The sequence below is a fragment of the Segatella copri genome, from assembly GCF_003465495.1.
In the GTDB taxonomy this organism is placed as follows: domain Bacteria; phylum Bacteroidota; class Bacteroidia; order Bacteroidales; family Bacteroidaceae; genus Prevotella; species Prevotella copri_G.
Genome location: NZ_QSAV01000044.1, coordinates 17,960 through 30,631, shown reverse-complemented (window position 1 = coordinate 30,631; position 12,672 = coordinate 17,960). Strand labels below are relative to the sequence as shown.

10 protein-coding genes are annotated in these 12,672 nt (G+C 45.3%); 4 read left to right on the top strand and 6 right to left on the bottom strand.

Translation table 11 applies throughout. The annotated features are described in order from the left end of the window. The first annotated feature begins 257 nt into the window (after nucleotides 1–257). Nucleotides 258–1,514, top strand: coding sequence for an ATP-binding protein (locus DWV53_RS12095; protein ID WP_118154236.1), 1,257 nt, complete (start codon nucleotides 258–260; stop codon nucleotides 1,512–1,514). A 280-nt stretch (nucleotides 1,515–1,794) separates the two neighbouring features. Continuing rightward, on the top strand, nucleotides 1,795–2,802 hold the full coding sequence (locus DWV53_RS12090) for a virulence RhuM family protein (protein ID WP_220432006.1): 1,008 nt from the start codon (nucleotides 1,795–1,797) through the stop codon (nucleotides 2,800–2,802). Between the two features lie 56 nt (nucleotides 2,803–2,858). Here the strand turns inward: DWV53_RS12090 and DWV53_RS12085 are convergent, their stop codons facing one another. The 3 genes from DWV53_RS12085 to DWV53_RS12075 all read right to left on the bottom strand — a co-directional run bounded on the left by DWV53_RS12085 (nucleotide 2,859) and on the right by DWV53_RS12075 (nucleotide 6,992). Beyond that, complete coding sequence (locus DWV53_RS12085) at nucleotides 2,859–3,539, bottom strand: hypothetical protein (protein ID WP_117663774.1); 681 nt, start codon at nucleotides 3,537–3,539, stop codon at nucleotides 2,859–2,861. A 22-nt stretch (nucleotides 3,540–3,561) separates the two neighbouring features. Continuing rightward, nucleotides 3,562–4,149 carry a hypothetical protein gene (locus DWV53_RS15810; RefSeq protein WP_147344138.1) on the bottom strand — a complete coding sequence of 196 codons (588 nt, stop codon included), beginning with the start codon at nucleotides 4,147–4,149 and terminating at the stop codon, nucleotides 3,562–3,564. A gap of 284 nt (nucleotides 4,150–4,433) precedes the next feature. Continuing rightward, nucleotides 4,434–6,992, bottom strand: coding sequence for a glycosyl hydrolase 115 family protein (locus DWV53_RS12075; RefSeq protein WP_118154233.1), 2,559 nt, complete (start codon nucleotides 6,990–6,992; stop codon nucleotides 4,434–4,436). A 207-nt stretch (nucleotides 6,993–7,199) separates the two neighbouring features. Between DWV53_RS12075 and dnaG the strand changes: the two genes are divergently transcribed. Next, nucleotides 7,200–9,161 (top strand): DNA primase, encoded by a 1,962-nt coding sequence (dnaG, locus tag DWV53_RS12070; protein ID WP_118154230.1) that lies wholly within the window; start codon nucleotides 7,200–7,202, stop codon nucleotides 9,159–9,161. 69 nt (nucleotides 9,162–9,230) lie between these two features. Beyond that, nucleotides 9,231–10,655, top strand: a complete 1,425-nt coding sequence (gene cls, locus DWV53_RS12065) for a cardiolipin synthase (RefSeq protein ID WP_118154227.1) — start codon at nucleotides 9,231–9,233, stop codon at nucleotides 10,653–10,655. A gap of 50 nt (nucleotides 10,656–10,705) precedes the next feature. Here the strand turns inward: cls and rsmD are convergent, their stop codons facing one another. Genes rsmD through DWV53_RS12050 form a run of 3 tightly spaced genes read right to left on the bottom strand, consistent with a single transcriptional unit; the run spans nucleotide 10,706 to nucleotide 12,625 of the window. Then, nucleotides 10,706–11,275, bottom strand: a complete 570-nt coding sequence (gene rsmD, locus DWV53_RS12060; RefSeq protein ID WP_254949396.1) for a 16S rRNA (guanine(966)-N(2))-methyltransferase RsmD — start codon at nucleotides 11,273–11,275, stop codon at nucleotides 10,706–10,708. A gap of 55 nt (nucleotides 11,276–11,330) precedes the next feature. Further along, complete coding sequence (locus DWV53_RS12055) at nucleotides 11,331–12,140, bottom strand: DUF3822 family protein (protein WP_118154248.1); 810 nt, start codon at nucleotides 12,138–12,140, stop codon at nucleotides 11,331–11,333. A 5-nt stretch (nucleotides 12,141–12,145) separates the two neighbouring features. After that, entirely contained in the window at nucleotides 12,146–12,625 is a 480-nt protein-coding gene (locus DWV53_RS12050) for a hypothetical protein (protein WP_117586237.1), read from the bottom strand. Between the last annotated feature and the right edge of the window lie 47 nt (nucleotides 12,626–12,672).

The window sequence follows — 12,672 nt, the reverse complement described above, 5'->3', positions numbered from 1 at the left end:
TCTCATCTTCACTTTCCGTTGCTTTTGCTTAAATTGTGCATCGTATAAGTCACAACATTGTTACCATCCATCTCACCCTTGGCAATTCGCAGGGGGAGGTATGTGATGAGGCTGAGACTATCTATTTTTGCTTAGAATTACTCATTCTGAATGAGTAAAAATAATAGAAATTACTCATTCAGAATGAACAAAAATGAAGATTTATTTGGTTGTTTACTTAAAAAATCGTATTTTTGCAAGCAAATAAATGATTGAACATGAAAGAGTTATTAAAGCAAATTATATTTGAACAGCAGGAATACTGCAAGAATATAGCACAAGATACTGTGCCGAGAGACATAGAGGAAGAGTGGCTTACCACAACGGAGATACTAATTATTACTGGTATAAGACGTTGTGGAAAGTCTGTTTTGCTCCAGCAAATGCGCAACAAATTGCCGGAGCAAGACTTCTTTTTCAATTTTGATGATGAGCGACTGGTCAACTTTACTGTGGCAGATTTCCAAACATTGCAAGAATGTTTCTTCGAACTCTTTGGTGAGCAGCATACCTATTATTTTGATGAGATACAGAATGTGAAGGGCTGGGAGACCTTTGTGCGCCGTCTCTACAACGAAGGCAATAAGGTGATTGTAACTGGATCAAATGCCCGGATGCTGAGTAGAGAGCTTGGCACTCATCTCACGGGGCGTTATATCGCAGTGGAGATTTTCCCTTTTTCCTTTCAAGAATACTTGCAGTTGGCAAAGGTGCAGCTGGAAGCCAAGGACTTTTATCTAACCAGCAAGCGTGCCATTCTCTTGGGGCAATTCAAGGAGTATTTGGAGAAAGGTGGATTTCCTAAGTATCTCCAGTCGTCATCCACTCGTTACCTCTCGTCACTCTACGATAGCATCATCTTCCGTGATGTGATGGCTCGTAATGGGTTGACCAATGATAAGGAGATGCAGGAACTCATCTTTTATCTCGCCAGCAATGCCACGAAGCGCATTACCTATACCTCACTGGGTAAGATAGTGGGAATCCGTCATTCCGAAACCGTCAAAAACTATTTGGAGTACATCGAGCAAACCTATATGATATTCCAGCTCATGAAGTATTCGCCATCGGTAAAGGTGCAGATGCTGAACCCGAAGAAGATTTACTTCATCGACAATGCCATCGTGAGTCGCATTGGATTCAATGCCACCGACAATATGGGAGTGAAGTTGGAAAACATCGTATTCATCGAGTTGAAACGCCGCGGATATGATGTTTTTTATCATGCAGATAAGAAGGAGTGCGACTTTGTTGTTAGAGAGGGCATGAGAATCATGAATGCTTATCAAGTAACGATAGTGATGAATGACGAGAAAACTCGCAAGCGGGAAATCGAGGGGCTGATGGAAGCCATGAATGCTTATGGCTTGGCTGAGGGATATATTCTTACGATGGAGGAGAAGGAAGAGCTTGAGATAGATGGCAAGCAGGTTCATGTTCTTCCTACGTGGGAATGGATGTTGAGAGAGAAGTGAAATAAAAAAAGTGATCCTAATGTCGGGACTGTTGTTGCTTATCAGAAGGGTGACATCCTGCTTTCAAAGAAAGGAAATGGAAAAATAATAATGTCTAAGCATAAGTCATACAAGAATATCATTTTTTGACTTAGATAATAACAAAGACGAAACAATGATGAATAATAATATAAAATGTCCAAAGTGCAATTCAGACAATGTGCAGACAGAGGGTGTACTGCATCTTTGCTTGGATTGTTGCTATAAATGGGAGGACGCACCCCAAACTGATTTGGGAGAAATGATCATCTACCAATCTGATGATGGCGTGAAGCTTGATGTGAGATTGGAGAATAAGACGGTTTGGCTAAACCAAGATCAAATCGCCTCCTTGTTTAATAAGAGTAAGTCTACGATAGTAGAACATATATCAAATATTTTTAAAGAGGGAGAACTTGATGAAAAAGTGGTTGTTCGGAAATTCCGAATAACCACTCAGCATGGTGCTATGGCAGGAAAAACCCAAAGCAAAGAAGTGAAGTTCTACAACCTTGATGTTATCATATCTGTGGGCTATCGTGTAAAATCTATTCAAGGCACACGTTTCCGTCAATGGGCTACAGAGCGACTGAATGAGTATATCGTAAAAGGGTTTACGATGGACGATGAACGACTCAAAAATCTTGGTGGTGGCAACTATTGGAAAGAGTTGCTTGACCGTATCCGTGATATTCGTTCGTCAGAAAAGGTGCTCTATCGACAAGTTCTGGATATCTATGCCACAAGTGTTGACTATGACCCTCGAACTGATGCCTCAAAGCTTTTCTTTAAAATCGTGCAAAATAAGTTGCACTATGCTGCTCATGGGCATACAGCGGCAGAAGTTATCTATGAGCGTGCGGATGCCGACCAACCATTTATGGGCTTGACGACATTTGAGGGCGAACTGCCAGCTATCAAAGACATCAAAATAGCCAAGAACTATCTGAAAGAAAATGAGCTGAAGATACTCAATAATCTTGTTTCCGGTTATTTTGATTTTGCCGAGATTATGGCAATGGAGCATCGCCCAGTCTATATGATGGATTATGTGAAACAACTTGATACTATCCTGCAATCCACAGGGCGACCTTTGTTGAAGGGATCGGGAAGTATCAGCCATGAAGAGGCAATGGACAAAGCTATAGCTGAGTATCGAAAATATCAGGTAAAGGTATTAACTCCAGTAGAGGAGGCTTATCTTGAATCCATCAATGCTTTGGGAAAAATTGCAAAGCGCAAGGGAAGACAATCGGGGGAAAATCATTAATGTAACGTTCTGAATAGTTCCTGCGGAGGGCACGAAAGTGCCCTCCGCAGGAACTATTATTGTTTACTGGAAGCTGCTTTCCATTCATCATAGATATGGCTAAAGATAGCTACACCATCATTCAGTTGCTTCCTAGCTAAAGACTTATCTTTGTTCCACCATTCAAGAATGTAATCCTTCAGTCCCTCATATTCCTTTTGATCCTTGAATTGTCTATCCAGACTTCCCATTTTGCCAAGCGTTGCATTGTAAAGAATAAATGCCCTTTCCTGTCCATTAGGCTTCAGTGCATACCAAGTAGCCCAAGAGTTTCCTGTGTTTATGCCATTGCCAGGCAGAAATACGTGAACTTGATAGACAGATGCATTCTTGCCGCGGTAAAGGAGTTCCATAAGGCGATCCTCTTTTACAGCCCTAATCGAATTACGTGCTATCGTTTGGCAATGTTCCCACACTTCGCCTTCAGGGTGTTCCTCGGTGAGTGCAAGCCATTCCATCTTGCTTACTTTCTCAGCATCGTACTTCTTGGCTTTTTTGCCATCTGGATTCTCGGCAAGTCTTACTTGATATTCTAGCGCCCACCCCATGTACTTCTTAGGAATGTAGCCCTCTATCTGTTTGCCATCCATCATAGTGAGGCGAACATGACGCATTTCTGGGTCGTCATTCTTGCGAGCGTGTGCAGCTATCGCTACCACCATTACTGCCATGAGCAGCCAAAACTTCATTGCTTTCATATTGTTTCCTTTTAGTTGTTATTTATTGTTTGTCATCTAATACTTCTATCACTCGTTGTATCATAGAACTTCGGTTGTGTTCACCTAGTCCAATGAGTTTCTTTTCCCATTCCTGCGAAAGTCCTACACAGTGGCAAAGTTCTCGGATAAAGGATTTGTCGCATTTCTTATAGGTATCTCCCAGACATATAAGCTTGCCATCAGTCTGTCTGACATAGAAGTCGCAAGCCGTCTTGCTTGGGATGAAAAACATTGCTGCTGCTGTGTTACATTGCCTAGCTTTCATTCCTCCCATGTCCGTCACGGAATAACCTTGGGAGGCATAAATATAGACTTGCAATCGTGGGTGGTTGATATATAGCCAACTCCATCCCACATTTTCCAAAGGAACAAGTGTGCGTACGTTTTGCTTGGAGGTGGCATTCCACACCACTACAGAATCAATGTTGGCGAAAGGAATCACATCGCTAGTGCATTGGCGAGAAAAGAAGTTTCTATAAACTTGAACATCCTTTTTCTTGCGTGGCAAGTCTATTCGGTCATTACTTTCATAGAGTTGCTGGATACCATTCTTTAGGTACACTCGACCCTCGCATGATTGAGCTTGCATGCTAATAGTTCCCATATAAGCAAGCAAAATGCTAATGATGAGATATATTCGCCCCAAATTTATCTTCTCATGTACGGCATTTTTGATCTCTCGGATGGTCTTGCCATTGGAAAGACGCCAACCTTCTATTTCTTCAAATTTACACATAAGCGATTTCTCTTGATAATTTTTGCAAATATACGAGGAAACTTTCTAATTACCAAATGAATTAACCATTTTTTTTATAAAAATAGGCACGCATCCTTTCGGGGGCGTGCCTATAACCTTATTATTATATTATACCTTTATATTACCTTGACTCTCCCTTTCCCTCCTCTTCCGTCTATCACGATCTTCTCGAAGATGATGGCTGGGTCGTTAGGCGTCAGGGTGAGCGTATGGATACCGTCGCCGGTGGCTGGTAGCTCTACTTCTATCACCTTGTCGATGATGCGGGTGGCTACCGTAGGGTAGTAGATGTCGTAGATATTCTCCGGCTTCTCGTTCAGATCATGATTGAAGTTGACGATGACCGGCTCGGCTCCATCTACGCTTACTCCATAGGTCATGCCGCCCTTGTTCTGATAATCCAGGGTTGACTTGATGATGACGTGGATGCGCACCTTCTTGCTGTCTGCGGTGTTGGATGAAGCGGCATTTCGTGCCAGGGCATTCATCTTGAACTGATAGGTGATGCTGGCGCCCTTCACGCCCTTGGTGTATGGCATAAGCGTCATTCCGGCAAGGCTCTTGCCCATGAACGGAATCTGGACCCACTTGGCGCCCTCCTTCTCCTTGCCTTGAGGAGTAGCATCGGTTTTCGATGCGAAGAAAGGTGCTTCGATTTCCACCACACCGTTGTGTTCGGCGATAACGGGAGCCTCGGAAGCTGATATCCGGAAGAGCTCCGGACAGGTATCCTTCTCGAAATCATCATTCCAACTCTTATAGCCGATATGCTTCTGGGTCATCATGCCGTTCCACTTGCCGCCAGCCATCTTATGGTTGTAATAGTCGCAGATGAGGGAATCGCGCTTGAAGAGGCGCTCGCATTCATCAGCCCATACATTCGCCTTCGGATTGCCCTGCTTGTAGAGGGCGTGGTTCTGTGCCTGGGCAAAGTACATCTGGTGCAGATTGCTCATCAGCTCGATAGGGAAGAGGATGATCTGGCGATAGGCATCGTGATAGGATGCCGGCAGACTGTTGTACTGGCGCAGCGCATCGGCTTCGAGCTGGAGATACTGATTTACCACCTCCTGCCATTCGCCGTTCTCCAGACTGTAGGTGTTCTTGTCGAGCATCTCAGGGGTGCAGCGGCCGTTGTACTTGCAGATGAGGTTAAGAATGCGGGCTGCTTCATCAGCCTGCGATTCACCAAACTGCTGTGCGCACCAGTCGCGGGTATGGCGGGTGATGTTGTTTACATCGTATTTACGTGGATTCCAAGCCATGTCCATAAACTGGCTGATAGGATATTCCATCGGCTTGAGGTCGCCAACATTGAGAATCCAGAGACGGTCAATTCCGTTCTCGTAGGCTAGGGTGAGTTGCTCCCAAGGGTTCTGTACAGGAGTTACATTGAGCATCTTTGAGTTTCTTGGAGCACCTACGTAATCTACGTGATAATATAAGCCCCAACCGCCTTTGTGCTTGCGTTCCTTGGCATTCGGCACACGGCGCACGTTACCCCAGTTGTCATCGCAGAGCAGGAGGGTTACGTCATCAGGCACCTTCATGCCCTTGTCGTAGTAATCCAATACCTCTTTATATAGTGCCCAGACCTGCGGGGTTTCGCTTGCCTTCTTTCCGGTTACGTCAGCGATAATCTTACGCTGGTCGTTGATGATGTTGGTCATCAGCTTTGTATCAGCCTCTGCGCTCATCGCCTCATCGCCGTCGCCACGCATTCCGATGGTTACAATCTGTTCAGTTCCCTTCATGCGCTCTATTCCCTCACGGAAGAACTTCTGCAGGTTTGCCTTGTTTTTCTGGTAGTTCCAAGGTCCCCATCCTTTTCGGTTGCGGGCGTATTCCTGGTGGTTGCGTGCCATCGGCTCATGATGGGAGGTGCTCATTACTACGCCCATCTCATCTGCCGTCTTCTCGTTTTCAGGGTCATCGGCATAGAAAGCCCAGCCCCACATGGCCGGCCACATCATGTTGCCTCTGAGTCGCAATACCAGTTCGAAAACGCGCTGATAGAAACGGTGGTCGCCATAGTCGGTGCCATAAGTGTTTTTTACCCATGACGTGAGGCAAGGTGCCTCGTCGTTGAGGAAGATGCCACGATAACGTACGGCTGGTTCACCATCTGTATAGATTCCCTTGTTTACGAAGATGGAATCGTGATGCTCTACAGGTACGTCTGCCCAGTCATACCAAGGCGATACGCCCATCTGCTGCGAGAGTTCGTAGATGCCGTAGATGGTGCCTCGTCGGTCGCTGCCTGCGATGACGAGCTGACCATCTATGAGCGTGATGATAAACTTTTCACGTTTGCCCTTCAGTAGATTTCCGTTGATGCGCTTCTGTTTCACCAGTTGGTCGATGGCTGCAGAATGGCCGATGGTGCCTACGATGATAGCTGGTCGGACAGTGTCGGCTTTTTTCAGAAAACCGGCATCCGAGGTGAGGGTGGCTGTGGCTCCACTCACACTTTTGATGTCTTTCAGCAGGGCATGAGCAGCATAGCTCACTCCCTTGCAGTCGTTGGTATCCATGTAGATTTCTACTCGGTTGTTGGCATTCAGTAGCAAGTCTCCTTGCTTGAAATTCACAAATCTGTCGGCTGCGCTCATGCTGATAGTTGAGAGCAGGGCAGCGCTTGCCAGGAATGTTCGCTTGATGTTGTTTAGTTTCATGTTTATTTATCTTGTTGTTATTTTCCGATTGTCAGCAATGTATTTTTGCCGGTTGCAAAGGTAGTCAAAACTATCCGAATGTACTTTATTTTATGTAACCTTTAGATTTTAATATGTTTCATTTTTACTTTTCTGTCCGTTTCTCTTTGTGTTTTCAAAGAAAAATAGTAATTTTGCATAGTAAAAACAGAAAAAAGAATATATATAATGATAGACAGACCGACGATAGCAAAAATTATGGATGCCACCAAGATAGAAGAGGTGGTATCTGAATTTGTTACGCTCAAGAAGCGTGGCATCAATTATGTCGGCTTGTGTCCTTTTCATAACGATTCCAATCCATCTTTCTCAGTATCTCCTACAAGAGGTATCTGTCATTGTTTTACCTGCGGAAAGGGAGGCAATGCAATCAACTTTCTGATGGAACTGGAACAGATGACCTATCCCGATGCCCTTCGCTGGCTCGCCAAGAAATATAAAATAGAGATTCAGGAGCGGGAACTGACCAATGAAGAAAAACAGCGCGAGAGCGAAAGGGAATCCATGTTTATCGTCAACGATTGGGCGGCGAAATATTTTCAGGATATTCTCTTGCATGATGTGGATGGCATCGCTATCGGTATGGCCTATTTCCGAGGAAGAGGTTTCAGGGATGATATCATCAGAAAATTCCAGTTGGGTTTTGCGCTCCCTAAGCGTACTGCTCTTGCTGAGGCGGCTAAGGCGGCTGGCTATAATCCGAAATATCTGGTTGATACGGGACTCTGCTTCAAGGTGGATAAGGACGAAGCCGGCAATAAGTCGGGTGAGGATAAGATTCTTGACCGTTTCTCGGGCAGAGCCATCTTCCCCTGGTTCAGCGTGAGCGGCAAGGTGGTGGCTTTTGGCGGACGAGTTCTCGACAGCAGAACCAAGGGCATCAGCCAGAAATATGTCAACTCGCCTGATAGCGTTATCTATCATAAGGAGCGCGAACTCTATGGACTCTATCAGGCCAAGAAGGCGATAGCCAAGGAGGATTGTGTCTTTATGGTGGAAGGATATACCGATGTTATCTCGATGCATCAGTGTGGCATCGAAAATGTAGTGGCTAACTCGGGTACAGCGCTGAGCGTGCATCAGATCAGACTGCTGCACCGCTTTACCAGTAATATCGTTCTTCTCTATGACGGCGATAATGCGGGTATTCATGCTGCGCTGAGAGGTACCGATATGTTGCTCGAAGAAGAGATGAACGTAAAGGTGCTCTTTCTCCCTGATGGTAATGACCCAGACAGTTTCGCCCGCAGTCATTCGGCAGAGGAATTCAGAAGATATATTCAGGAAAATCAGACCGATTTCATACAGTTTAAGACCGATATTCTGCTGCGCGGTGTGACTGACCCTGTAAAGCGAAGCCAGGCTATCAACTCGATTGTAGAGAGCATCTCGAAAATCAAGAATCAGATAACACGCGCTTCTTATATCACCGACTGTTCTCACCGTTTGGGCGTGAATGAGGCAATTATCGTGAATGCTTTGAATAATTTTGTGCGCAATGGTATGAGTGAGCAGGTAAAAGCTGAGCGACGTGCTGCGGGATTGAAAGATTCGCCTGTAGCGGCAGCGCAGCAGGCGCAATCAGCGATGAGAGCGGTTACCCCACTGGATAAACTCCTGGAGGTAGAAGAACTTCTGATACAGCTGATTATTCATCATGGCGACCAGCTCATCACAGTACAGGATGTAGACGGCAATGATGTGGAGGTAGCTGTGGCCCAGTATATCAGTCTTGATTTGGGTGGAGATGGCTTTAAGTTTCATAATGATTTATATAATCAGATTATGCAGGAGGCTGTGGAGCATCTCGAAAAAGAAGATGATTTTGTCGCCGAAACTTATTTTGCCAATCATCCGAATCCGGAAATCAGCAGGTTGGCTGGTTTGCCTACAGGTGCCCAGGAGGTATCTACGGCTAGTCTGCAGATGAAGATGAGCGCCGATAAACTCCGTCAGTTTGTCTTTAAAGACATCTTGAGCTTCCGCACTCATTATATTGCTCAGCGTATTATTGAGGTTCAGCAGGAGTTTGCCAAGAATCCGACCAATCGTGAACTGCTGCAGGAGTTTATGAAACTCAAGCAGATGAACACGCTTCTGGCGAGTCAGGCAAACAATATCTTCAATTAACCGGAACTCCTGTCCTGTGGGGAGGAACTCTGTAATGAAGTATTAGAGATTTAAAAGGAGAAATGCTATATGATTTATTTTCACTGGATATATCTGTTGCTTTATGTCGTGATAACCGTTCCGGCTATCATTACCGTCTTGATGGACAATCGTCAACCCGCCAAGACGATGGCATGGATATTGGTCTTCTTCTTCATCCCCTTTGTGGGTATCATCTTCTATTTCTTCTTCGGACAGAATACCCGCAAGGAACGGCTTATCAGCGACCGCAGCATGGACCAGCTCACCAAGCGCTCCATGCTCGAGTTCGTAGAGCAGGAGAATCTTCACCTGCCAGACAGCAATAAACCGCTGATGAATCTCTTTGCCAACCAGAGTTGGGCGTTGCCTTTTAAAGATAATCAGGTGGATATTTATACTGATGGCTACGATTTCTTCCTTACCTTATTATATAATATAGGACAGGCAAAGCATCATATTCATCTCGATACCTATATCTTCGAAGCCGATGCCTTGGGATATCTGATAGCTGATGCCTTGATCGATAAGGCGGAGCAGGGAGTGGAGGTGCGACTGATTTATGATGATGTAGGCTGCTGGAAGGTGAAGAATGAATTCTTTGAACGTATGCGTGATGCAGGCATTGATATACATTCGTTCATGCCAGTCCGCTTTCCGGCTTTTACGAGTAAGGTAAACTATCGTAACCACCGCAAACTCTGTGTCATAGATGGTAAGGTGGGCTTTATTGGCGGCATGAATATAGCTCTGCGCTATGTGAAGGGTGATAAGAAACAGGCTTGGCGCGATACGCATCTCCGTATTGAGGGCGGTGGCGTTTACGCCATTCAGAGAGCCTTTCTGGTAGACTGGTATTTCGTAGACCGTACATTAGTTACCAATCGCCAGTATTATCCGCCGGTCAGTGTGCATATCCGCAACAATTGTCTCGTACAGATAGTTACGAGCAGTCCTATCAGTCCTTGGCCTGATATCATGCAGGGCTATGTCCGCATCCTGCTTCAGGCCCAGAAGTATGTGTATATGGAAACGCCTTATTTCCTGCCGACCGAACCTGTATTGTTTGCCATGAGAACAGCAGCTCTGGCGGGTGTGGATATCCGTCTGATGTTGCCCCGTCATGCTGATGCCAAACTGGTTGAGTGGGCATCACGTTCGTATGTGATGGAGGCGATAGAGGCTGGCGTAAAGGTTTATCTCTATACGGCAGGCTTTAATCATAGTAAATTGCTGGTAAGTGATGATAATCTCTGTACGATAGGCAGTACGAATATTGACTTCCGGAGTTTTGAGAATAATTTCGAAGCGAATGCGTTCTTCTTTGATGAGGAGATGGCACAGCGCGTGAAGGCTGTCTATCTGCGGGATGAGGCGAAGAGTATCCTGGTAGATGATGTATCTTATTTCGTAAAACGTCCGTTCCTGCAGCGTCTTTTCGAGAGTACGGTAAGATTACTCTCGCCGCTGCTGTAACGAATAAATCCCCGTTTGCATCTTGTCTGGTGCAAACGGGGATTTTTTTTCTATCTGAATATTGAGAAGTTTACGCTTCCGTAACTTCTGTGTTCCAGGAATCGTGGATGCTCGGAGAAATCATAGTCTTTGCCATGCTCAAAGACGAAGATGCCTCCTTCGTTGAGATAGTCGCCATTCAGAACGAGGTCTGGAATCTGCGGCAACTCCTTCAGAGCATATGGAGGATCAGCAAAGATAAAGTCAAACTTCTGCTTGCAGGTCTTCAGAAAACGGAATACATCACCACGAATCAGAATATCCTTGTCTTCGCCCAACTTCTGAAAACATTGGCGTATGAAGTTGGCATGATCGCGGTCGGCCTCTACGCTGATTACCCGGCTGCAGCCTCGTGATACCAGTTCGAGCGAAATGCTGCCCGTACCGGCAAAAAGGTCGAGGGCAGAGGTATCTTCGAAATCAATATATCCCTGCAGCACATTAAAGATGTTCTCCTTTGCAAAATCTGTTGTCGGACGTGCCTTAAACGAACGTGGAATGTCGAAATGGCGTCCCTTATATTGTCCTGTTATGATTCTCATATTTACTTTGAACTTTGAATGTTGAACATTGAACTTTATGATAAGCTATTCTGTTGAATTCTTAACTATCAACTTTTAACTATCAACTCTTGTCTTACTTACTTAAGTACAGTGCCATTAAATCGAATGGCAGACCTTTAATCTCTGTGATGGGCGCACGGTTGAATTCGGCGGCAGGATTCAGAATGAAGGTCTTCTTGATGTAGAGTTTCGTGTTGTAGAGGAACCAGTCCTTGTCCGGAACATTGCCTGATACATGCAACTCATCCTGCATCTGGTTGAATCCTAACTGCTTCCATACATAGAGAATGAAATAGAGGGCATCCTTGGCATGCTCAGCATTGAACGAGTTGAAAAATTTGAAACGGTTCTTCTCGAAACTGAAAACGTCCAGTTTCTTGTCGTGGAAATAAACATAGAGCTTGCGGTGAATGCCGGTGAAACTGCGATGATGCAGATAGTGCCACATCGGTTGCATGATAGGTGTGAAGCGAACATCCTTAAAGTTGTCTTCTACCACCATCTTCAAATCCTTGTTGATAGGGAATACCGCTACCGCATTCAGTTCCGGCTGCACTCTGTAGAGAATGGCATCGCTGTTATGACTGTTGAAGGCATGCAGATAGAGTACATCGATATCCTCTTCATGAAATTCTTCGATAGGAACCAGCAGGATAGGCGAATCGAGATATACGCGTACCTTCTGGTATCCCCGCTGCAGGAGAGTACTCTCCTTGAAAGCCTGACGCAAGTTGGCTGCCATCGAAACACCACTCTTTACAGTATAAGGTTCATAGATGAGCTGATGCTCTGCTTCACGGTCAACTACCGAAAAACTGAGGGTGTTTCTGCTCACGCGGATGGTGAGGCGTGCTTGCTGAATGTTGTTACCTTTTATTTGCATATCTGTTACCAATTACCTGCGTTGTTATTATCTGTCGTTAAATCGCCTATCTTGAGTCCGGGATAGTTGCCGGCATAGTTGGCCTCCTCTATCTTCTGCTGGATGGAACCTTCATCGAGTCCGTCGAGGAAGGTTTCATAACCGGCCCCACATTCCATCACCGGAATCTGCTTACCGCTTTTTCCTACGATAACCGTGGCAGCAAGTGTAAATTTCTTACCGTCGGCATAGGGAATGTATTGAGCATCTTCCTGTAAGTACTTGCCTTTTACCAGTGTCGGAAAATCTCCTGTATATACGCCGTGTTTCGCCTTGTATTTCTCTTCAGCCTGACGTATCTGCATCAGTTTCTCCTTCACCTCTGCTTCTCTGCTAGCCATGGCCTTCTGGAAGCGGATGGGCTGGCTTACACTCAGAATACAGAGTAGCATCATGATGATGACGCATGCTCCCAAAATATAATTATTCTTTATTCTTTTTCTCATTTCAAAAAGTATTATTACTTTTGCACTGCAAATAGGTGCAGTAAATT

Coding starts and splice junctions, on each gene's coding strand:
- DWV53_RS12095 (WP_118154236.1), top strand. CDS start 258: ATGAAAGAGTTATTAAAGCAAATTATATTTGAACAGCAGGAATACTGC.
- cls (WP_118154227.1), top strand. CDS start 9,231: ATGATTTATTTTCACTGGATATATCTGTTGCTTTATGTCGTGATAACC.
- dnaG (WP_118154230.1), top strand. CDS start 7,200: ATGATAGACAGACCGACGATAGCAAAAATTATGGATGCCACCAAGATA.
- DWV53_RS12055 (WP_118154248.1), bottom strand. CDS start 12,140: ATGCAAATAAAAGGTAACAACATTCAGCAAGCACGCCTCACCATCCGC.
- DWV53_RS12050 (WP_117586237.1), bottom strand. CDS start 12,625: ATGAGAAAAAGAATAAAGAATAATTATATTTTGGGAGCATGCGTCATC.
- DWV53_RS12075 (WP_118154233.1), bottom strand. CDS start 6,992: ATGAAACTAAACAACATCAAGCGAACATTCCTGGCAAGCGCTGCCCTG.
- DWV53_RS12085 (WP_117663774.1), bottom strand. CDS start 3,539: ATGAAAGCAATGAAGTTTTGGCTGCTCATGGCAGTAATGGTGGTAGCG.
- DWV53_RS15810 (WP_147344138.1), bottom strand. CDS start 4,149: ATGCAAGCTCAATCATGCGAGGGTCGAGTGTACCTAAAGAATGGTATC.
- DWV53_RS12090 (WP_220432006.1), top strand. CDS start 1,795: ATGATCATCTACCAATCTGATGATGGCGTGAAGCTTGATGTGAGATTG.